Origin of the sequence: Myxococcus eversor (assembly GCF_010894455.1) — a bacterium.
GTDB classification, from domain to species: domain Bacteria; phylum Myxococcota; class Myxococcia; order Myxococcales; family Myxococcaceae; genus Myxococcus; species Myxococcus eversor.
In genome coordinates this window covers 188547-209222 of sequence record NZ_JAAIXY010000006.1, presented here as the reverse complement: position 1 = coordinate 209222, position 20676 = coordinate 188547, and the positions used below count along the sequence as shown (strand labels likewise).

Genomic DNA, 20676 nt, shown 5'->3' with positions numbered 1-20676 from the left:
ACCTCCGCCCCGGAACGCGGCATCTTTCCGGTCCCAACGGCGGCAGGGACGCATGAACACGGGCGAAGCGCTGTATCTCCATCCGGGAGTGAAGGTCCGGCCCTGCGAGTGGGGCTTCGGCGTCTTCACCGATGAATTCATCAAGGCGGGCGAACTCATCGAGGAGTGTCGCTACCTCAAGATGCTGCAGAAGCACACGCGGCATCCCCCGCTCGACGACTACGTCTTCCAGATTCGCTGGGGCGAGCGAGAGCAGCAGCCCGCGGGGGACTGGGTCGCGCTCGTGCTGGGCTACGGCATGCTCTACAACCACGCGAAGGAGCCCACCGCCGCGTACTACCGGGCGGCGGACCGCGACATCTTCACCTTCTACGCCCTGCGGGACATCCACCCCGGCGAGCAGATCTTCATCAGCTACGGCGAGGAGTGGTGGGACACCCGGAACGAGGACGTCCCCCCTTGAGTCCTCCGGCGCACCCCGGGGCGTGAACGGGCCCTGGGCCCGCCGGGTTCGACGCGCGGCGGCAATGGGGCGCACTCCTGGTACAGGACATTCCCGGGCGAACCCGTCCGGGGGTTGAAATTCGGCGCCTCCCTGGCGGGTGGGCAAGCGTATGATGGGCGGCGGATGGTGCTTCATGAACACGTGACGGAGGCGGCCGTGGCCGTTCGCCGGGGGGCCTGGGAGTGGGAGCCGAGGATGGGCTTCGACTTCCCGGACGATGCCCCGCTGGCGGGGCCGGGTGAGCCGCGCGCGTGGACTCGTGGGCGGGCCACCTCCCAGGCGCTTCCGACCGTGGTACGGGCATGAGCGTCAGGACTGGAACGGCGATGGCCGAGAGGAACAACTCGATGAGCGACAAGGCCGAGGACCGGCGCGACTCCCCCCGGATTCCCATGCGCCTGAAGGTGCGCCGGGCGGGCAGCTCGGCGGACTTCGAGGCGCGGGATGGGGACCTGTCCCTGGGCGGCTGCGCCTGGAATGGCCCCGGGCTGGAGGCGGGCGCGAAGGTGGAGGTGCGCTTCACGCTGCCCATCCTCCCCGACGAAGTGGAAGCCAGGGGCGAGGTGCTCCACGTGACGGACGGCCCGCAAGGCCCCGCCGCCCACGTGCGCTTCGAGGACCTGCCAGTGGAGGCGGAGCTGGCCATCGCCCGTCACCTGGACGACATGCGACTCCAGGGCGAACCTCGCTGAGACCCACCCCGTCACCTCGGAAGGCGGCGACATGGCGGATGAGATTCCCTGGGAGCGGCTGTTCGAAGAGGCCACCCGGGTGCGCGAGCGGGCGCACGTGCCATACTCCCGCTTCCCGGTGGGCGCCGCGATTCTGTACGCGGATGGCTCGGTGATGGCCGGCTGCAACGTGGAGAACGCCACCTACGGCCTCACCGTGTGCGCGGAGCGCAATGCCTTCGCCGCGGGCGTGGCGCAGGGCCGCTCCCAGCCCGTGGCGGTGGCTGTCGTGGCCGACTCGGACACGCCCGTTCCTCCGTGCGGCATGTGCCGTCAGGTGATGGCTGAGTTCGGTCCGTCGCGGATGCAGGTGCGCAGCCGCACCCCTCGTGGGGACGAGGCGCGCTATTCCCTGGGCGAGCTGCTGCCGCACGCCTTCACCAAGGACTTCCTCTAAGAGAGCCTGAGCACCCGTGGATCTGCTTCTGACTGGCGGCACCGTGGTGACGATGAACCGCGAGCGCGAGGTGCTCGTGGGCGCGGACGTCCTCGTGCAGGACGGGCGCATCGCGAAGGTGGGCCGGGGCCTGAAGGCCCGTGGCACGCGACGAGTCATGGACATGGCGGGGAAGGTGGTGCTGCCGGGCCTCATCCATGGCCACCTGCACGCCTGTCAGACGCTGTTCCGGGGACGCGCGGATGGCATGGAGCTGCTCGACTGGCTTCGCGAGCGCATCTGGCCCTTCGAGGCGTCCCACGACGCGGCTTCGATGCGCGCCTCGGCGGACCTGACCTTCGCGGAGCTCATCCGCTCGGGCTCCACGGCCGCGCTCGACATGGGCAGCGTGCACCACTACGACGCCGTCTTCGAGTCCGCGCGGGACTCGGGCTTCCGGCTGGTGGGCGGCAAGGCGATGATGGACGCGGGCGCCAACGTGCCCGACGGGCTGCGCGAGTCCACCGCCGAGTCGCTGGCCCACAGCCTGGCGCTGCTGGAGAAATGGCACGGCACGCACGAGGGCCGGCTGCGCTACGCCTTCGCGCCCCGCTTCGTGCTGTCCTGCACGCCGGAGCTGATGCGCGAGGTGGCGAAGCTGTCGCGCGAGCACAACGTGCGCATCCACACCCACGCCAGTGAGAACGCGAAGGAGACGGACGCGGTGCGCCAGTACTCGGGCGGCCGGGACAACGTCGACTTCTTCCACACGCTGGGGCTGACGGGGCGGCACGTGACGCTGGCCCACTGCGTGTGGCTGTCCGCGGAGGAGCAGGAGCTCATCCGTGAGACGAACACCGTGGTGTGTCACTGCCCTGGCTCCAACCTCAAGCTCGCCTCGGGCATCGCCAAGGTGCCGGAGCTGCTGGAGGCGGGCGTGACGGTGGCGTTGGGCGCGGATGGCGCGCCCTGCAACAACACGCTCGATATCTTCAACGAGATGCGGCTGGCGGCGGTGCTGCACAACCCGCGCGTGGGGCCTCGCGCGATGACGCCCATGCGCGTGCTGGAGATGGCCACGCTGAACGGCGCCCGGGCGCTCGGCCTGGAGGACGAGGTGGGCTCGCTCGAGCTGGGCAAGCGCGCCGATATCACCGTGGTGGACGTGAGCGGCCTGCATTGTGGCCCGTCATCCGAGGACGTCCTGGCGCCGCTGGTGCACTCCGCGCGCGGCAGCGACGTGACGCACGTCTTCATCGACGGCAAGCCGGTGTTGAAGGACGGCGTGCTCACCACGCTGGACGCGTCGTCGGTGATGGCGAGCGCCCGCTCCAACGTCGAGCGCATCCTCCGCCGCCGGCAGCGTGCCCGCGGCTGAGTCGACGGCTCAGGCGGGCAGCCGCACCACGAAGGACGTGGGCCAGTCGGGAGCGTCCTCCAAGGAGAGCCTGCCTCCGTGGGCCTCCACGGCCAGCCGGGAGAAGTACAGCCCCAGGCCGTAGCCCCGCCGGTTGTCTCGCTCCTGGTCGCCCTGCACGTACTTGTCGAAGAGGCGCGCGCGCAGGTCCTCGGGAACCGGCGGGCCATCGTTGCGCACCGCGAGCCAGGGGCCCCGCTCATCGATGCCGCCCTCCAGCCGCACGCGGCCGCCCGTGGGCGCATAGCGGAGCGCATTGGTGGCCAGGTTCTCCACCACGCGGTAGAGCAGCTCCTGGTCTCCTTGCAGCGCCAGCGCCCGGGGCGTGACGACATCCAGGGTGAGCTTGCGGGCGCGGCCCACGTTCTCCATCGAACCGCGCACCTCCTCCAGCAGGCGGCCCATGTCGAGCGGCACCTTGCGGGGCGCCAGCCGGCCCTGCTCCATCCGCGTCACGTCCATCAAGTCCGTGAGCATCCGGTCCAGGCGCGCGGTGACGGCCAGGCCCGTGCGAGCGGACTCGTGGAGGTGGCCCTCGGGAAGCTCCTGCTCCATCCAGGCCAGCGTCATGGTCAGCGCCGACAGGGGCGAGCGCAAGTCGTGTACGAGGAACTGCGTCAGCAGCTCCTTGTCGCGCTGGAGCGCCCGGAGCTCGTCGTTCTTCGCGTGCTCCTCGTCGAGCATCCTCGCGATGATGCGCCGGGCCTCATCGACTTCCTGGAAGCGGCGGGCCTCCAGGGCACTGTCCACTTCCACGCGGGTGAGGGCCCCCGCGAGCGTGCGCAGCCGCCCGGTGCCGTAGTGCTTCACCGCGGCGACCATCAGCAGGGTGACGACGGCGATGACCACGGCGCCCCAGCCCACGCCGGCCTCGCGCATCAACGCCGCCTGGGCCACCGACGACAGCGCGGCGGTGCCGTAGACGACGGTGGGGCGAAGGGCGAGCCCGCTGAGCGTCACGACCAGGGCGAACAGGCCCAGGCTGAAGCCCGCCACCCCGGCCGGAAAGGGGGAGATGGGGAGGGCCAGGTGCTGCAGGCCGTAGACGAGGGCGACGTCCACGGGGGACTGGACGATGCCCAGCCAGCTCGCCTCCGGGCGGTTCCTCACGACGAAGAGGATGGTGGCCACGCCCACATAGGGGGCCAGCAGGAGCGGGTAGGGGCGCCAGTCCTCGCCGCCGCTCAGCCACAGCGCCGTGGTGACGAGCAGGAAGATCAGCGCGCCGACGAGGCGCACCGCCGCCCCCGTGCCCAGCACGCTTCGTCGCTGGGCGTCCACCGCCCGCGCCAGCGACTCATCGAAGGAGGAGTGGGTCCAACCCAACGCACTGTCCACGCAGGGACGGTTTTCCCTGCTTCCCGGCATCAGGGCAAGTCCCCGCTGAGGGAGGCCCACCAGGGGACGGCTCGCGGGCTGCTACCCGAGGTGTCCGAGCGGGGAGGCACGATGGGACTTGTGGGTGGTCGGCAATCGCCTTAGGTGAGTTCGCGTAGCACTGATCAGAGGGGCGGATGCGGCTGCTTGCTCCCCCCTGAGTTCGTGTAAGGTGACTGCGAGTAGGTCTGGACGGAGGTAGACCGGCGACATGTGGGACAGACTCAAGAGGGCGTTGCGCAGCTTCGCGGGCTTCTTCGTCTCCTCCATCGAGGATCCGGAGCTCATTCTCGAGCAGAACATCCGTGACCTGAACGACCAGGTCCCGAAGATGAACGAGTCCATCGCCATGGTCCGGGCGAACGTGACGCTGCTGGAGAAGGAGAACAGCAAGTACAAGGACGACGTGCGCGGGCTGACGGCCAAGGTGAAGGCCGCCATCCAGGCCGGTCGTGACGACCTGGCGGCGCAGTACGCGACGAAGCTCCAGGTGGAGAAGGACGCGCTGGAGCGCAACGAGGCGCAGCTGGAGACGGCGCGGCTCGCGTATGAGAAGGCGCTGAACGTCAAGAAGGCGTTCATGCGGGAGAAGGACAAGAAGACGGCGGAGGCGATGACGGCCATCCGTGACGCGCGGCGCGCCAAGTGGCAGGCCAAGGTGGCCGACACGATGGAGTCCTTCACCGTCGCCGGCATCGACTCGACGCACGACGAGATGCTGCGCAAGGTGGAGGAGCGCACCGCCGTGAACGAGGCGCGCATGCAGATGGCGCTCGAGTCGGTGGACCACCAGTCCGCGCAGATTGAAGAAGAGGCCGAGAAGATCCAGGCCAACGAACTGGTGAAGCAGTTCAAGATGGAGATGGGGCTGATGGAGAGCCCCGCCCCGGTGTCGGACGTGAGCGGACAGACGGGGAAGACCATCGGCAAGAAGGTCGGGGTCGAGTAGGCCCTGGCGGTTGACACGATGAAGGGAAGAGACCTGGGAACTGACGGATGAAGCTCCACCGTGGGCCAGGTCTCTTTCTCTTCTTGTTCCTGTGCGTGCTGGGCGCGAGCTGGGTGCTCGCGTCCCGCATGGGATACCTGGACACGCTCCAGGCGCGCTTCTTCCCCTCCGTGCGCGAGGCGGTGCGCCTGTCTCCCGGAGACTTTCCCGCGGGCGTGTCCGCGCCGGTGGCGGACGTGGCGTCCGTGCCGCTGCGGCCGGTGCTCATCGGCTTCACGCCGCGAGGCTCCGCGGCCGGGCTGCTCGTCGCGGCGGGTGGCGCGACGACGCTGGACAACCCGGCGGCGCCTCCCAACGCGGCGCAGGGCTTCTTGAAGACGGCCTATGCGCTGGACGCGCGGGCGGTGCTCTTCGGCCGTGAGGAGGAGCTGCGGCAGGCCTTGGCCATTGGCGCGGAGAACGGCGGCGTGGACATGGCCATGCTGTCGGTGGACCGGCTGGCGTCCTGGGCGCCGGGGCTGCGAGACGCGGCACCCAGAACGATATTGCTGGCGGGGCGCAGCCGGGGGCAGGAGGCGCTCGCGGCGGTGGGTGTGACGGACCTGGCGAGCCTGCGAGGCAAGCGCGTGGGCGTCTACCCCTTCAGCTCCACGCACTACTTCGCGCTGTGGGTGCTGGCGCGAGCGGGGCTGCGGACGACGGACGTGCGCTGGGTGGACCTGCCCTCCACGTTGGACGCCGGTCGGGCGCTGCGCGAGGGCCGGGTGGACGCGGTGGTGGGGCTGTGGGGCGACGTGGAGCTGGCGGCGAAGGACCGGGGTGGGGCGGTGCTCGCGACGACGGCGGACGCGCCGCACCTGGTGGCCACGGTGCTGGTGGCGCGGGGTGACTTCGCGGCGCGCTATCCGGACGCGGTGAGGCGGGTGCTGCGAGGGATGCTGGACGCGGGGCAGAGCGTGCTGAAGGACCCGACGGCGGGGGCTCGGATGCTGGGCGAGGTGGCGCCGTACCTGGGTGACCCGATTGAGGCCATCCGCAGCGCGCCGCCGGCGACACTGGCGGACAATCGAGCGTTCTTCGGCCTTTCCGGCGAGGCGCCGGTCACCTATGACGAGCTGTACCAGAGCGCCGCCGCGCTCTTCCAGAAGCTCAAGCAGGGACCCCAGGTGCCACTCGCGGAGGATACGAGGGACCTGGGAGCGTTGAAGTACGTGTCGGAGGCGCGCGGTCCCTGAAGCCATTGACTGGGCGCCGGGAAGGGGAGGTCGGACGTGGCGAAGAAGTCGCCGAACTACATCAAGGCCGCATTCATGCTGCCGGCCAACCTGGTGGGGTTGGGCACGGCCGCCGCCTCCGCCGCGATGACGGGCGAGCCGTTGCCCGCCTTGCTGGCGCTCGGGCTGGAGGGGCTGTACCTGGGCCTCTTCTCGTCGATGCCGCGCTTCCAGCGGGCCATCCGCTCGCGCGAGCAGACGGACCCGGAGGCCGCGCGCAAGGCGGTGGACTCGCTCCTGGCGGACCTGGCTCCGTCGCAGCGCGAGCACTACCAGCAGCTCGTCGGGCTCAAGGAGAAGATTCTCGCCAACTACCGCAAGCTGCCGGGCGGCAAGGTGCTGGAGTCGGACAGCGAGCCTCGGCTGGACGCGTTGCTGACGTCGTTCCTGCGGCTCATCTCCACGCTGAACCAGTACCGCTCGTACCTCAACAGCTCCGACCGGGGGAATCTCGAGAAGGACGTGCGCGAGCTGGAAGAGGACGTGGCGCGCGAGACGAACCCCCGGCTGAAGGACGTGAAGCAGAACCGGGTGGATATCCTGCGCAAGCGGCTGGCGCGCTTCGAACAGGCGAGCGAGAGCAGGGAAGTGGTCAGCCACCAGCTCGCAGGCATCGAGGACATGATGCGGCTGACGCACGAGCAATCGATTGCCATCCGGGACCCGGAAGTGGTGAATCGGCAGCTCACCATGCTGAGCGCGGAGGCCGAGGCCACCGACGAGTCCGTGCGGCAGATGGAGCAGTTCCTGGAGTTCACCGAGGAGACGCGCGGCCCGCTGCCGCATGGCTCTCGGGTGCGCTGACGCGGCATCGCCGAACTCCTCCTGAGTTGAGTTGAGTCTCAGGGTGGCTGCTCGTCCCTTCCTCCGTCTCGCGGAGGAAGGAGCTTCTTCCAGAGTGCGATGACTCTTCGCGGACCCTCCTCCACGAAGATGAGGACGGCGAAGGCCAACATGAGCAGTGCCTGGCAGGTGAAGATGCCCAGCCCTCCGCCGACGAAGAGGCCCACGAGGCTGACGGCGGGATGGATTCGCCACCCGAAGATGGCTCCGAAGAGGGCGCCCCCGAGGGCACCCAGAATCACTGCCAACTCGAATAGCGTCATGGGGCTCCATGGCAGGGAAGGGCGCCGCTTGTGTTTCAAGTGCCGTGCCCTTGCTCTTCCGTGGCGGGACTCCATGAAGGGGCCCGTCTGAACCCGTCAGATTGGCAATGCCGCGGTGCGACTCGCTGACTGAATGGCGTCGGCTCACCTCGCGGAGACGCTCTGGCGGGCCGTGTCTCTCCCGCGAAGTTGCCTGCCCATCATCCGGGTCCCTTGGCCGGGAGGCGGACGTACGCCCCGCACAGGAATACATTGACTCTCCGGCCCAGCCGTCCTGTCCTGCCGCCATGTTCCGCCGAGCCTGGCTTCCGACCCTCCTCCTCGTGCTCGCCATCGCGGGCTGCTCACGCTGTGGCAAGGACGAGGGGCCCGTCGCGCCTACGGCCTCCGGCCCCGCGCGCTACCTGCCTCGCGATGCACAAGCCTCCGTCGTCATCCACGACCTGGGAGCGCTCGGAGAGAAGCTGGCGCGCTTCCAGAACCTGAAGGTCGCCTCCTTCGCCGCCCAGCTCCAGAGCTTCTCCTCGGCGGAGGGCTATGTGAACGCGGTGATGCGTCAGGTGGGCGTCGACCTGCGCAGCCGTCAGGCCCTGGAGGCCGCGGGCCTCGCTCCCGAACTCGGCGCCGGCGCGGCCTTCCTCGGCGGCAATCGCGCCGTCTCCGTCGTGGGCGTCAAGGACGCGGAGAAGCTCGAGGCGACGTTCGCCGGCTTCGCGCGCACCCGACTGGGAGCCTCCGAGAAGAAGGAGGAGAGTGGCGCGGGCGGCAAGCTCGTCACCTTCAGCCGTCCGGGCTCCACGGACGCGGCGCTGGGTCTGCTCTTCATCGACGGCGGCAAGTTCGCGCTCCTGGGCGTGGGGCCCTCCGTCGCGGCGCTGCGCCCCCTGGCCAGTCAGACCGAGGACAAGTCGCTCGCGAAGGAGCCCATCCTGGCCGCGTCCCTCCAGCGCCTGCCGTCGAAGCGAGACTTCCACGTGTTCCTCCCGGGCGGCACCGGCCTGCTGCTCCCCGCCGGTACCGTGCAGGGGCTCACGCTGACCGGCCTCATCGACGATCGCTCCGTCACCGTCCACGCGGATGCGCCGTGGCCGGACACGAAGGAGTCGCTGGCCGCGTTGGACGCCGTGAAGGACGCGGTGGACCTGCGTGGCTTCCTGCCCCCTGACAGCTTCTTCGTGGCGCGCTTCCGGGGCGACCCGTCCCAGCTCGACGGCGTGTGGCCCTACCTCGTGGGCGACTACCTGACGCGCGCGGTGCAGAAGAGCGGGCTCGACGTGAAGGCGGAGGTGCTCGACAACTTCAAGCCGGGCACGGTGCTGGCCCTGTCGCTGTCGCCCAAGGTGCAGCTCGGCTCCGGCATGCCCGCGCTCGACTTGCGCCGCACCAACCCGTTCCGCTTCGTGAATCTCGTGGCCCTGTCGGAGTTGGAGGACGCCGCGCGGACGCAGGCCCTCCTGGAGAAGCTTCCGCAGCTCTCCAGCGACTTCGGCGCCAAGGTGGAGGCCGCTGAGCTGAAGGGTGGCCAGCGCGTCTACCTCACGACGTATCGCGCGGGGGAGGGTGCCCACTTCGCGCTCGGCCCCAACGGCAAGCTGCTGGTGGCCTCGCCCCAGTCGCAACTCGAAGCCTCGCTCGCCACCCTCGCGGCGAAGGCCGGCGAAGGGCCGCTGTCCTCGGACCTGAAGGACGTGGGCCAGGACGCCGCGTTCAGCGCGGTGCTGGATTTGCGCCGGCTGGCGGACTCGGTGAAGAACCTGCCGTCGGAGGCCTGGGGCATTGGCGGCTTCGCCATCAAGGCCACCACCGTGCGCTGGCTGGAGGCCACCGATGACCTGCGCGCCGTGACGCTGTCCGTGTCGCGCAAGGAGCGCGCGCTCCAGGCGGAGATGTCCCTGCGCCTCACCCCCACCTCGCCGTCTTCCACCACGACCCAGCCGGCCACTCCGTGATTCACGCTCGAGACGTCACCAAGGAATATCTGGATGGAGATGGCACCCGGGTGCGGGTGCTCGATTCGATGTCCCTGGACGTGGAAGCCGGGGACTTCGTCGCCGTGGTGGGCCCGTCCGGCAGCGGCAAGTCCACGCTGCTGCACCTGTTGGGCGGCCTGGATGTCGACTACCGGGGCGAGGTGAAGGTGGGCGGGGTGACGCTCGGGGGCCTGAAGGACAAGGACCTGGCGCGCTTCCGCAACACGCACGTGGGCTTCGTCTTCCAGTCCTTCCACCTCATCCCCAACCTGTCCGCGTTGGAGAATGTGCTGCTGCCCTCGTACTTCGGCCCGCGCACCGCGGATGCCGTCAAGCGCGCGGAGGCCCTGCTGGAGCGCGTGGGCCTGGGCGCGAAGAAGGACCGCGCCCCGGTGCGCCTGTCCGGTGGAGAGCGTCAGCGCGTGGCCATCGCCCGCGCCCTCTACGGCGGACCCCGGCTGCTCCTGTGCGACGAGCCCACCGGCAACCTGGATGCGAACACCGGCGACGGCGTCATCCAGCTCTTCCGTGAGCTGCACCGCGAGGGGCTCACCGTGCTCGCCGTCACGCACGAGGAGCGGATGAGCGTCGCCGCGCGACGGGTGTTGCGGCTCAAGGAGGGCAAGCTCGTGGAGGAGCGCGCCACGGAGCGCTCGGTCCTGGGAGGTGCCCCGTGAGGCTGGACGCGCTGTCCCGACTGGTACGACTGAGCCTCGCGCGCGAGCGCCGGGGCGCCTTCTTCTCCGCGTTCGGCGTGGCCATGGGCGTGGGCACGCTGGTGTTCTTCATCGGCCTGGGCCTGGGCGTGGGCCAGGTCATCCGCGAGAAGATCTTCCCCAACGACGCGCGCATGGTGGACGTGGTGCCCGCGGCGGTGTCGCTGGGCTCGCTCCTGGGCGGCGGCAAGCTGGATGCGGAGGCGGTGGAGCGCCTGCGCTCGCTGCCCGGCGTGGAGGCGGCGCACCGGAAGATGAACGTGCGCGTGCCGGCGGTGACTCGCTACGACGGCGCCTTCTTCGGCACCAAGCTGCGCATGGGCATGGAGGTGCTGGCGATGGGCGTGGAGCCGTCTCTGGTGAAGGGCGACACGCAGATGGGCGAGTTCAAGGACCCGGGCGAGGGACAGCCGATTCCGGTGCTCGTCTCCACGAGGCTCCTGGAGCTGTACAACAAGACGTTCGCCCCGGCGCGCAAGCTGCCGCAGCTCTCCGCCAACATGATTGTCGGCTTCGGCTTCCCGGTGGAGTTCAACCGCTCCTACGTGTCGGCGAACTCCGCGACGGGACCCAGCCGTTCCGTGCAGACGCAGGTGGTGGGCGCGTCGGACCGGGCCATGTTCGCCGGCATCACCATTCCCCTGGAGACGGCCATGCGCATCAACCGCGAGGCGGGCGTGGACGCGGACACCTTCACCGGTGTCACCCTCGTCGCCACGGACCCGTCCAAGGTGCCCGCGCTGGTGGACGCGGTGAAGGCCATGGGCCTGGAAATCGATGACCAGGAGCGCCGCATGGCGGAGAACACGGGCGCGGCCGTCGCGCTGACGACCTCCGCGCTGGCGCTCTTGTCCATCCTCATCTGCATCCTGGCGGCGGTGAACATCGCCCACGCGCTGTCGGCCTCGGTGCGCGCGCGCGCCAAGGAGATTGGCGTGATGCAGGCCGTGGGCGCGTCTCGCTCCGACATCCGGGCCATCGTCCTGGCCGAGTCCGCCGTGGTGGGCCTGGCCGGCGGGGCCATCGGCACCGGGGTGGCGCTCCTCGCGTCCCTGGGCGTCAACCGCTTCGCCGCGGGCTACCTGCCCAACTTCCCGTTCAAGCCCGACAGCTTCTTCTCCTTTCCCTGGCCGGTGGTGCTGGGTGGGGTGGTGCTGGGACTCCTGGCCGCGCTGGCCGGGGCGTACTTCCCCAGCCGCCGCGCCGCCGCCACCGACCCCGCACGGACGCTCGCTGGATGACGCTCCCCTCCCGAAAGACGCTGCTGGGCAATGTGCTCAGCCTGGCCGCCATCACCTGGATTTACGGAGGAGACCTGGCCGACGCACTGCGCGCTCGTACCGCCGATGTCTCCGCCCTCGTGGAGCTGCCCTCGCCCATCCGCCCCTCGGTGGTGCTGGCGCTGGCCGCCATGGCGACGGCGGTCGCCGTCGTGGGCCTGGTGCAAGGCAAGGTGGAGGGCTTCAAGGGCTTCCGGCTCCTGCCCATCGTCCTCGTCGGCGCGCTCTTCGCGGACCTGGTGCTCGCGGAGAGCCGCATCCCCATCGACTCCACGGACATGGCGTCCATGAGCCTCCAGCGCTTCCACAAGCTGGCCCAGGCCCTTTCCAGCCAGGACGCCGTGGCCGAGGACCCCCGGGTGCTCCAGCCCCTGCTGGAGGAGTTGGGCCGGCCGCCCTACCTGGTGCATGGGGAGCCACTGACGGCCTATGCCCTCCAGGTCCGAAAGGACTGCGAGGGCCCGGTACGCGATGCCCCAGGCGTCCGTCCCGGGACGCTGTTGTACTGCGTCGCCCCCGAGCGCAAGGGCGCCTGGGTGACGCTGGTGGGCCTCTCCGCGGAGAAGCGCTTCGGGGCGCCGGAGCTGCTCTCCGCCGAGGGCAAGGTGCGCTTCCTGCTGGTCCAGCCGGCCATCGCCGAGGAGGACCCGGCCGAGCCGGGCCAGGCGTTCCGGGATGCAGCGGCCGAGTCCGGGGCGGCGTTCCGGGATGCCCCGGCCCCCACGGCCGAGGGCGGCACCGACGGGGGAACCTCCAGTCTTCAACCTTGAGAAAAATTGGCGCTGCTACGTGCCTGTTGCCTGCCTGCCTGGAGAGCGCGTGAGGGTCTCCGTGTGGTTGACCCTACAGAGGGGCGATCGCTAGGCTCCCATTGAACGGACCCTCCCCCACGTGACGACCTCTCAACCGAAGCGTCAGCCCATCCCATTCGGGAAGTACCTCCTACTGGACCGCGTCAACATCGGCGGCATGGCGGAGGTGTGGCGCGGCAAGCAGTTCGGCGCGAGCGGCTTCGAGCGGCTCGTGGCCATCAAGCGCATCCTGCCGAACATCGCGGAGGACGAAGAGTTCATCTCGATGTTCATCGATGAGGCGAAGATCAGCGTCCAGCTGAGCCACGCCAACATCGCGCAGATCTACGAGCTGGGGCAGATCGTCAGCAGCTACTTCATCTCGATGGAGTACATCCCCGGCAAGGACATGCGGGCCATCTTCGACCGCTGCCGGAAGAAGGGTGAGCCCGCGCCGGTGCCGCTGGTGGCCTTCTGCCTGTCCAAGATGTGCGAGGGCCTGGACTACGCCCACCGGAAGAAGGACGGGATGGGGCGGGACATGAACATCGTCCACCGCGACATCTCGCCGCAGAACGTCCTCATCTCCTTCGAGGGCGAGGTCAAGGTCATCGACTTCGGCATCGCCAAGGCGGCGGGCAAGGCGACCAAGACGCAGGCGGGCATCCTCAAGGGCAAGTTCGGCTACATGAGCCCGGAGCAGATCCGCGGCCTGCCGTTGGACCGGCGCTCGGACGTGTTCGCCATCGGAGTGTGTCTCTACGAGATGCTCACGGGCGAGCGGCTCTTCGTGGGCGACAGCGACTTCAGCGTGCTGGAGAAGGTGCGCAAGGCGGAGGTGCCGCCGCCGTCCACGTTCAACCGGCGCATCCCGGAGGTGCTGGAGAAGATCGTCATGCGCGCGCTCGCCAAGGACGTGGACGAGCGCTACCAGTACGCCAGCGAGCTGGGCGACGACCTGCAGCGCTTCCTCATCACCAGCGAGACCATCTTCGGCCGCAAGGACCTCATGCAGTACATGAAGTCCACCTTCGCGGAGGAAGTGGAGCGCGAGCGGCAGCGCCTGTCCGAGTACGCCGACATCCGTCCTCCCGACGGCATGCTCGCCGCGCTGGAGGCGGCCACGGGCTTCAGCACGGGTGGCTCCGGCGGGATGATGGCCATGCCCGCGGCGGCCCCCTCGGCTCCGCCCCCGCAGGCGGTGCCCGTGGTGCAGCCCATGGGCGCGCCCCGGTCCACCGCGACGATGGGCTCCGTGTCCCCCACCGGCGTGCGGCGCTCGCCCACGCTGGCCGCGCTGCCCCGGCTGACGGCGGCCACCGCCGCGCCCGCGCCGAAGGAGGACGAGGTCCAGGCCACGCAACTGGTGTCCAGCGACCACGTCTTCGACGAGCGGCCGGAGCCGACGACCCAGCCGGGAGCGGCCGTGGGCCGCGCCGTCACTCCGCTGGAGTCGCGCAACCCGAAGCAGTCGGACGACGAGGACGACGAGCCCACCACGGGCAAGACGGCCGTCATCCCGCCGCAGGCGCCTCCCCGGAACTCCCTTCCGTCCATGCCCGTGCTGATGCCCGCGGGCGCGCCGGCCCGTCCCTCGGTGACGGTGCCCACGCTGATGCCCTCGGAGGTCGCCAACTCGGCGCCAGGACCGCGTGGCAGCCGTGGCGCTGGTGGTGATGGGCTGCCCCGCATCGTCCGGGAAGGGCCCTCGCCGGACGTCTCCCAGGGGATTCCGCGCTCGGCGCTGCCTCCGGACGTGTCGCAGGGCGTCTCCCGCGCGGCGCTGTCGGAGGGGCTGCAGGGCGGCCACTCGCGTCCGCCCCCCATGCTCGGCGCGGGAACTCCGCCGCGACCGCCTCCGCCTCGCCATGTCGAGCAGGAGGAGGACTACGAGCAGGAGGACCATCCGACCGCCGCCGTGCCCGCGCTGGGCCGACGGGGCCTGGACAAGCGGGTGCTCTACGCGATTGTCGGCGTGGCCGCGGTCCTGCTGCTCGGTGTCGTGGGGTGGATGGCGAGCCGGCCCGGGGTTGGCTACGTCATGCTGGACCTCCAGCGCGTCCCTCCCGAGGTGCGTGGCCGGATGCAGGTGACGTTGGACACCCAGCCCATCCCCGTGGAGGGCACCGGCACCACGCTCCTGCGCGAGGTGACGGCCGGGCAGGTCATGGTCACGGTGAGCGCGGAGGGCTACAAGACCTTCACGCGGACCCTCCAGGTCAACAGCGGCAAGGGCGTGGAGCCGGTGGAGGTCGCCCTGGAGAGTCTGGTGCGCACCGCGTCACTGGTGCTCGTCACCCAGCCGTCGGATGCCCAGGTGAAGGTGGACGGCAAGGTGGTCCGGGCGCAGGGCGCCTCGGATGCGTTCATCAAGGGTGTCCCCATCTCCGGGCAGGAGTGGGTGGTGGAGATCAGCGCGCCGCAGCACAAGCCGGCGTCCAAGCGGGTGCCCCTGACGGGTGATGGTCCCTTCGAGGTGTCGCTGAAGCTGGAGCCCGTGGTGTCCAAGGTGTCGGTGAAGATCGACTCCAAGCCCGCGGGCGCCGTCATCTTCGCGAACGGCCAGGAGCTGGGAGAGACGCCCGCCACGGTGTTGGTGAATCCGAGCGTGCGCCAGCTCACGCTGAAGCTGAAGTGCCACAACGACGCGGAGGTGGACGTGCCCGCGCCGGAGTCCGGAGAATCCATCGCCACGGCGACGGTTTCCCTCAAGCGTCAGCCCCGCTGCCGTTAGATTCCCTGAAATCGAGCCCCGCTTCCCTCGTGGGAAGCGGGTGCGTCTGCTCCCCGTCCGGAGGAGCGACAGGAGGCGTGTGTCCGTGAGCAAGGTGCGCAAGGTTCACAAGGAAGATCCGCTGGCGGACCTCCCCCGTTGGGCGCAGCAACTGGCCCGCAAGTACTACACGAAGACGGTGAGCACCTTCCTGCTCTTCGGGGCGGTGAGGGACCTCCAGCCGCTCCAGTTGGAGGACGGCGGGCGGGGCTTCGGCACGCTGAAGACCTTCCTCTCCGAGGAGCTGTTCGGCGGGCGAGACCACGTCCTCTTCTACGACCGCTCGTCGGGCATCCGCTCGGCCACGCCGGAGACGCAGAAGGACTTGGCGCGGACGATGGCCGGCTATGACGCGATGTACGGCACGGACTACTCGAAGGTGATGCCGAGAGACCCGGGCCGCGCGCTCCAGATTCTGGAGAACTTCCTGCGGATGCGGCTGAGCGAGGGGCGCTCGCTGGCGCTCATCATCGACTTCGCGGAGACGCTGGTGCCGGGCGGCGAGATTTCCCACCTGTCGTCCGAGGACCGCTTCGTGCTGGCCACGCTGGACAAGTGGGCGCACGACCCGCAGTTCCTCGCGGGCGACGTGTCCGTGGTGCTGCTGGCGGAGAACCTGGCGGACATCTCTCCGCGCATCTCCCGCAACCCGTACGTGGCGCCGATTGAGCTGCCGCTTCCGACCGAGGAGGAGCGGCTGGAGTACGTGCGCTACAAACTGGAGGGCAAGCGGCTCCAGTCGCTGTCGGACGTGCCGCTGGCGGGCCTGGCGAAGATGACGGCCGGCCTGTCGCGCATCAACCTGGACCGCGTGCTGACGGAGGCGCTGGAGCGGGAGATTCGCATCACCTCCGACCTGCTCAAGGAGAAGAAGAAGGAGATCATCCAGGCGGAGTGCCACGGCCTGCTGGAGTTCATCGAGCCCTCGCACACGCTGGACGCGGTGGCGGGACATGCCAAGGCGAAGCAGATGCTGCGGCAGGCGGCCTCGGCCCTGAAGAAGGGGCGCATCGAGGTCATGCCCATGGGCTACCTGCTTTCGGGCCCGGTGGGCACGGGCAAGACGTTCATGGTGAGCTGCTTCGCCGGGGAGATTGGAATCCCGGTGGTGAAGTTCCTGAACTTCCGCAGCCAGTGGCAGGGCGTCACCGAGGCGAACCTCGAGAAGATCTTCAACCTCCTCAAGGCGCTGTGGCCGGTGGCGGTGATGATTGACGAGGCGGACACCTTCCTCGGCAACCGTGACTCGGGCGGGGACTCCGGGACGAGCAGCCGCGTGTTCGGCTCCATTGCCTCCTTCATGGGCAACACGCAGTACCGCGGCAAGATTGTCTGGTTCCTGATGACGGCGCGGCCGGACCTGCTGCCCATCGACCTCAAGCGACAAGGCCGCGCTGAGGAGCACCTGGCGCTCTTCTATCCGCAGACGGACGCGGAGCGGGACGAGCTGTTCCAGGTCATGTCCAAGAAGACGGGCGTGTCCGTGGAGGGCATCGACTCCTTCTCCAAGATGATTCCGGAGGGGATTCGGGCCTTCAGCGGCGCGGATATCGAGGCCGTCATGGTGCGCTCGAAGTTCCGCGCGCTGGCGGAGGGCCGCGAGTCCGTGGCGAAGGAGGACCTGGCCGCGGTGCTGGCGGACTTCGTGCCTCCCAGCTACCCGCTGGAAATCGAGCTCCAGAACCTCGTGGCCGTGCAGGAGTGCACCAGCCGGGAGCTGTTGCCGGAGGTCTACCGCTCGGTGGATCGCGACGTCATCACCCGCCGCGTGCGGGAGCTGAAGGCGCTGCTCGAGGAGGGGTAGCACTCAGGAGACCGGCACCAGGGCGCCACCCAGGTGCGGGTCGTCCACGTGCTCCACGATGGCCACGCGGTCTCCCGCGGAGAGCGCGTCGTGGAGCACGACGATGGCCTCGTTCGAGTGACGGATGCAGCCATGGGACACATCCCCGCCGAGCAGGGCGGGGGCGTTGGTTCCGTGAAGCTCCTCGGCGGAGTGCCGCCCGTCGGCCCAGGACAAATCGAGGATGCGCGTGCCGAAGACGTGTCTGTCGTTCCACAGGCGCGCCCCGGCTGCCTCGGCGGCGGCCTGGTCCAGCCGGGCTCGGACGACCTTGAGGCCCGCGCGCGTGGGCGTGGCGGTGGTGCCCGAGGCGTTCGGGAAGATGTCCACGAGGCGCCCCTCGTTGTCGTAGAGGAACGTGCGGTGCTCGCGCAGCGCGACGACGACGCGCACGGGCTGCCCGTCGTAGACGGCGGGAGGAATTCCCTGGGACTGGCCCTTCGTGCCGGGCTCGGGCGCGAGCGCGTCCAGGGCGCGCAGTGTGGCGGTGTCGAGTACGCCCGTGGGTTTGACGGTGGGAAAGTCGCGGCCCGCGTGCACCTGGAAATTGCGCAGGGCGCGCGCCGTCTGGGGGCCGAACTCTCCGTCCGCGCCGCCGTGGAGGGCGAAGCCCATGTTCAACAACGCCGTCTGCACCGCGCGCGGGCCGCCACCTCGTGAGCCCGGGCCGAGGACTGCCTGGCCCGAGGCCACGTCCGCGAGTTGGGGCAGGCCGGTGAAATGGGCGTTGGCGAGTGGTTGCGCCAAGGGGGCGGGTGGCCAGGAGGAGCTGCCCCAGGCGCTCACGGAGGTGGGCTGCGCGGGAGCCGGACCATCGCCGCGCGAGGTGGTAGGGCGCGTGGGTGTGCCGAGTGATATCGAAGCGGGCTCCAGAACGTTCGGCCCCGTGATTCCGTGGGCGAGCCTGTCGGCCTCAGGGCCACGTTGAGCCGTCCGCGCTTCGTGGGACGGGAGTCGCGAGACCTGGATGCGCGGTGCGGTCTCCAGGACGTTGTCGCGGGCCCGTGACGGAGGATGCGTGTGAGCCCATCCGAGGCCTGCCTCGCTCGGGAGGGCGACGTCGTTGGCGTCGAGTGAGAAGGGAAGGGCGAGCGAGTCGTTCCGCGAAATGGGCAAGGTCATCCCCGGCCCGTTTGCAAATCACTCGCCCGACATGGGGACGTCCGAAGACGTCCTCGCGCGAAGGCTCACGGCGCGCTCAGTGAGAGCACCTTCCCCGTGGGGAGGGTCCGGTGGTCCTTGATGTTGTTCCACCGCATGATGTCCTCGACGGTGACGCCGTAGCGCTGCGCCACGGACCAGAGCGTCTCGCCCTCGGCCAGCGCGTGCACCTTGCCACCTGGCTTCCCCACGTTCGCGGCCACCTGCTTCGCCATCACCACCGTGCCCGCGCGCTCCTGCACCTGGGACGTGCCCTCGGGCCACACGTACACCAACGAGCCCACCTGCAACGTCGGGTTGCGCCGCCGGAGGTTGTTCCACTTCTTCAGGTCATCCACCGACACGTTGAACTTCGTGGCGATGACCCAGAGGCTGTCGCCGGACTGCACGCCATACGTCACGCGCTTGCGTCCGTTGAGCGTCTCCGTCTTCACCGGGCCGGCGGCCACGGGCCCCTTCGGTGTGCCCGCGGGCACCTCGTCCTCGGGACGGTGCACCACCACGCCATTGCGGCGGGCCTGCGCCACCTTGCTCGCCAACGCGCCGCCACCGGTGGGGCCCGCCTTGCTCGCCGGCACCGGAATCACCAGGTCCGTGCCGAGCTTCAACGTCCGCGCGCTCTTGAGCCGGTTCATCTGGAGGATGGCCTCCGACGCCGTGCCGTAGCGCTCCGCGATTTGAGACAGCGTGTCGCCCCGCTTCACGGTGTGCACCCGGAACGTCAGTCGCTCGGCCGGAGAGAGCTTCTTGAAGCCCTCCACGAACCGGGGCGACGAGCCCGTGGGCAACCGAAGCTTGTAGGGGTTCTTCGCGGTCGCCGGAGGCGTGCACCAGCGCTTCAGCTCCGGGTTCAGGTCCTGCACGTCCTGGATGTTCACCCCCGCCGCGCGCGCAACCACGTCCAGGTCCGTCGCGTCCGTCAGCTCCACCACGTCGAACTCGAGCGGCTGCTCGTAGTCGAACTCCTGCTCGGAGAAGCCGAACGCCGACGGGTTCTTCGCCACCAGCGCGGCGGCGATGAGCTTGGGCACGTAGTGCTTCGTCTCCTTCGCCAGGCCCTTCTCCTCCGACAGCACCCAGAAGTCCTTCGTGCCGTGGCGCTCCACCATGCGCCGCACCCGGCCGGAGCCCGTGTTGTAGCCCGCCCAGGCCAGGTACCAGTGGCCCAGCTCCCTGTAGAGGTCCTTGAGGTACGTCGCCGCGGCGCCCGTCGCCTTGATGGGGTCCCTGCGCTCGTCCACCCAGAAGTCCTGCTTGAGGCCGTACTGCTTGCCGGTGCTGGAGATGAACTGCCACGGGCCGGACGCGTGCGCCCACGAGTACGCGTGCGCGGAGAAGCCGCTCTCAATCATCGCCAGGTACACCGTGTCCCGAGGCAGGCCGTGCTTCTCCAAAATCGGCTGCATCACCGGCAGGTAGCGCGCTGAGCGGGACATCCACTTGCGGAACCAGCGCCGTCCGGGCCCCTGGAAGAACTGGATGTACTGCGCCACCAGCGGCTGCATCTCCACCGGGATGTCGTAGCGGTCCTGAATCAACCCCACGTCGAACGCAGCCAGGTTGGTGATGAGCGGCAGCTGCTCTGGCGTGTCGTCCTCGCGGAAGGTGGGCTCCTCCAGCGCGTCCAGCATCCGCATGCGCAGCGGGTTCGCGAGCCCCAGGCGACGCAGGGACTGCATCACCTCCGCGCTCGGCCGCGCCGCCGGGTCCAACGTCGCGCCTTCCAGCGCGCGCAACTCCTCCAGCTCCGCGGACTCGGACTCCACCATCTCACGCGTGGCCTCGGGCTCGTCGTCCGGGTCCTCCGCGTCCGCGCCGTTCGCTCCCGCGCGCTTGTCGTCGGCGTCTGGCCCGTCGCCATCAGCCTTGTCGTCTTCAGCCGCCACATTGCCCGCGACGGAAGCCTTGGTCTCGCCCGCACCCGTGGAGGCGGGGGCCTTCACCGTGTTGCTCGGGGCCGGCGTCGCGGCGGTGCCCACGCCCGGAGGCGCGACGACCTGGGCCGTGGAGCCCACGGCAGGCGAGGAGGCGGAGCCCTCGGTCTTCGCGGCACCGGTGCTCGGAGGAGGCACGGGCTCGCTCTTCGTCACGGCGCCGCCCGAGGTGGGCAGCGTGTCCTTCACCACCGAAGGAGCGGTGGCCATGGCCCGAGTCTCCTCCGCGGCGAGCACGCGCATGCCCGGCGGTGGCGGGGGCATGGGTGGTGGCACTCCCTCCGAGTTGGGGAGCGAGGCCAGGTTCAGCACGAGCAGGCAGAGAGGCAGCATTTGGTCGCAGGAAGAGTGCGCCCAGAAGCAGGCGAAGGCCGAAGTATTCGCGCTTTTTCTTGACAGTCAAACAACGAGTCGCGCGGTAAGGCTTATCTCTGCACGCTCCGTGGGTACGAGCGGCCAGGCGCTGACACGTG

General features: G+C 69.6%; 17 protein-coding genes. 13 read left to right on the top strand and 4 right to left on the bottom strand.

From position 1 onward, the window contains the following. The first annotated feature begins 52 nt into the window (after positions 1 to 52). The 4 genes from G4D83_RS14420 to G4D83_RS14405 all read left to right on the top strand — a co-directional run bounded on the left by G4D83_RS14420 (position 53) and on the right by G4D83_RS14405 (position 2990). Positions 53 to 463 carry an SET domain-containing protein-lysine N-methyltransferase gene (locus G4D83_RS14420; RefSeq protein ID WP_163865314.1) on the top strand — a complete coding sequence of 137 codons (411 nt, stop codon included), beginning with the start codon at positions 53 to 55 and terminating at the stop codon, positions 461 to 463. A gap of 368 nt (positions 464 to 831) precedes the next feature. Next, positions 832 to 1197 (top strand): PilZ domain-containing protein, encoded by a 366-nt coding sequence (locus tag G4D83_RS14415; RefSeq protein ID WP_163865313.1) that lies wholly within the window; start codon positions 832 to 834, stop codon positions 1195 to 1197. 31 nt (positions 1198 to 1228) lie between these two features. After that, entirely contained in the window at positions 1229 to 1633 is a 405-nt protein-coding gene (locus G4D83_RS14410; RefSeq protein WP_163865312.1) for a cytidine deaminase, read from the top strand. Positions 1634 to 1649: 16 nt separating this feature from the next. Then, on the top strand, positions 1650 to 2990 hold the full coding sequence (locus G4D83_RS14405) for a 5'-deoxyadenosine deaminase (RefSeq protein WP_163865311.1): 1341 nt from the start codon (positions 1650 to 1652) through the stop codon (positions 2988 to 2990). 9 nt (positions 2991 to 2999) lie between these two features. On the opposite strand, the gene G4D83_RS14400 is transcribed toward G4D83_RS14405, so the two are convergent. Next, positions 3000 to 4355: a sensor histidine kinase gene (locus tag G4D83_RS14400; protein WP_240356327.1), complete on the bottom strand. Its 1356-nt coding sequence runs from the start codon at positions 4353 to 4355 to the stop codon at positions 3000 to 3002. 262 nt (positions 4356 to 4617) lie between these two features. Here G4D83_RS14400 and G4D83_RS14395 point away from each other — a divergent pair, with 262 nt between their 5' ends. The 3 genes from G4D83_RS14395 (at position 4618) to G4D83_RS14385 (ending at position 7433) form a co-directional block, all read left to right on the top strand. After that, positions 4618 to 5355: a PspA/IM30 family protein gene (locus G4D83_RS14395; RefSeq protein ID WP_163865309.1), complete on the top strand. Its 738-nt coding sequence runs from the start codon at positions 4618 to 4620 to the stop codon at positions 5353 to 5355. Positions 5356 to 5402: 47 nt separating this feature from the next. Continuing rightward, complete coding sequence (locus G4D83_RS14390; RefSeq protein ID WP_163865308.1) at positions 5403 to 6590, top strand: ABC transporter substrate-binding protein; 1188 nt, start codon at positions 5403 to 5405, stop codon at positions 6588 to 6590. Between the two features lie 75 nt (positions 6591 to 6665). Beyond that, complete coding sequence (locus G4D83_RS14385; RefSeq protein WP_163865505.1) at positions 6666 to 7433, top strand: hypothetical protein; 768 nt, start codon at positions 6666 to 6668, stop codon at positions 7431 to 7433. 38 nt (positions 7434 to 7471) lie between these two features. On the opposite strand, the gene G4D83_RS14380 is transcribed toward G4D83_RS14385, so the two are convergent. After that, positions 7472 to 7735, bottom strand: a complete 264-nt coding sequence (locus G4D83_RS14380) for a hypothetical protein (protein WP_163865307.1) — start codon at positions 7733 to 7735, stop codon at positions 7472 to 7474. Between the two features lie 287 nt (positions 7736 to 8022). On the opposite strand from G4D83_RS14380, the gene G4D83_RS14375 reads away from it, so the two are divergent. From G4D83_RS14375 to G4D83_RS14350, 6 genes are all read left to right on the top strand, one after another. Beyond that, positions 8023 to 9684, top strand: a complete 1662-nt coding sequence (locus G4D83_RS14375; protein ID WP_163865306.1) for a hypothetical protein — start codon at positions 8023 to 8025, stop codon at positions 9682 to 9684. Beyond that, positions 9681 to 10382, top strand: coding sequence for an ABC transporter ATP-binding protein (locus tag G4D83_RS14370; RefSeq protein ID WP_163865305.1), 702 nt, complete (start codon positions 9681 to 9683; stop codon positions 10380 to 10382). Before G4D83_RS14375 ends, G4D83_RS14370 begins: the two co-directional genes overlap by 4 nt. Then, positions 10379 to 11662 carry an ABC transporter permease gene (locus G4D83_RS14365; protein ID WP_163865304.1) on the top strand — a complete coding sequence of 428 codons (1284 nt, stop codon included), beginning with the start codon at positions 10379 to 10381 and terminating at the stop codon, positions 11660 to 11662. Before G4D83_RS14370 ends, G4D83_RS14365 begins: the two co-directional genes overlap by 4 nt. After that, entirely contained in the window at positions 11659 to 12471 is an 813-nt protein-coding gene (locus tag G4D83_RS14360; RefSeq protein WP_163865303.1) for a hypothetical protein, read from the top strand. Before G4D83_RS14365 ends, G4D83_RS14360 begins: the two co-directional genes overlap by 4 nt. A gap of 121 nt (positions 12472 to 12592) precedes the next feature. Next, positions 12593 to 15226, top strand: coding sequence for a serine/threonine protein kinase (locus tag G4D83_RS14355; protein WP_163865302.1), 2634 nt, complete (start codon positions 12593 to 12595; stop codon positions 15224 to 15226). 85 nt (positions 15227 to 15311) lie between these two features. After that, positions 15312 to 17069: an ATP-binding protein gene (locus tag G4D83_RS14350; RefSeq protein WP_163865301.1), complete on the top strand. Its 1758-nt coding sequence runs from the start codon at positions 15312 to 15314 to the stop codon at positions 17067 to 17069. Between the two features lie 3 nt (positions 17070 to 17072). On the opposite strand, the gene G4D83_RS14345 is transcribed toward G4D83_RS14350, so the two are convergent. Beyond that, positions 17073 to 17855 carry a L,D-transpeptidase family protein gene (locus G4D83_RS14345; protein ID WP_240356326.1) on the bottom strand — a complete coding sequence of 261 codons (783 nt, stop codon included), beginning with the start codon at positions 17853 to 17855 and terminating at the stop codon, positions 17073 to 17075. Between the two features lie 440 nt (positions 17856 to 18295). Then, entirely contained in the window at positions 18296 to 20467 is a 2172-nt protein-coding gene (locus G4D83_RS14340) for a LysM peptidoglycan-binding domain-containing protein (protein WP_240356325.1), read from the bottom strand. Positions 20468 to 20676: the final 209 nt, after the last annotated feature.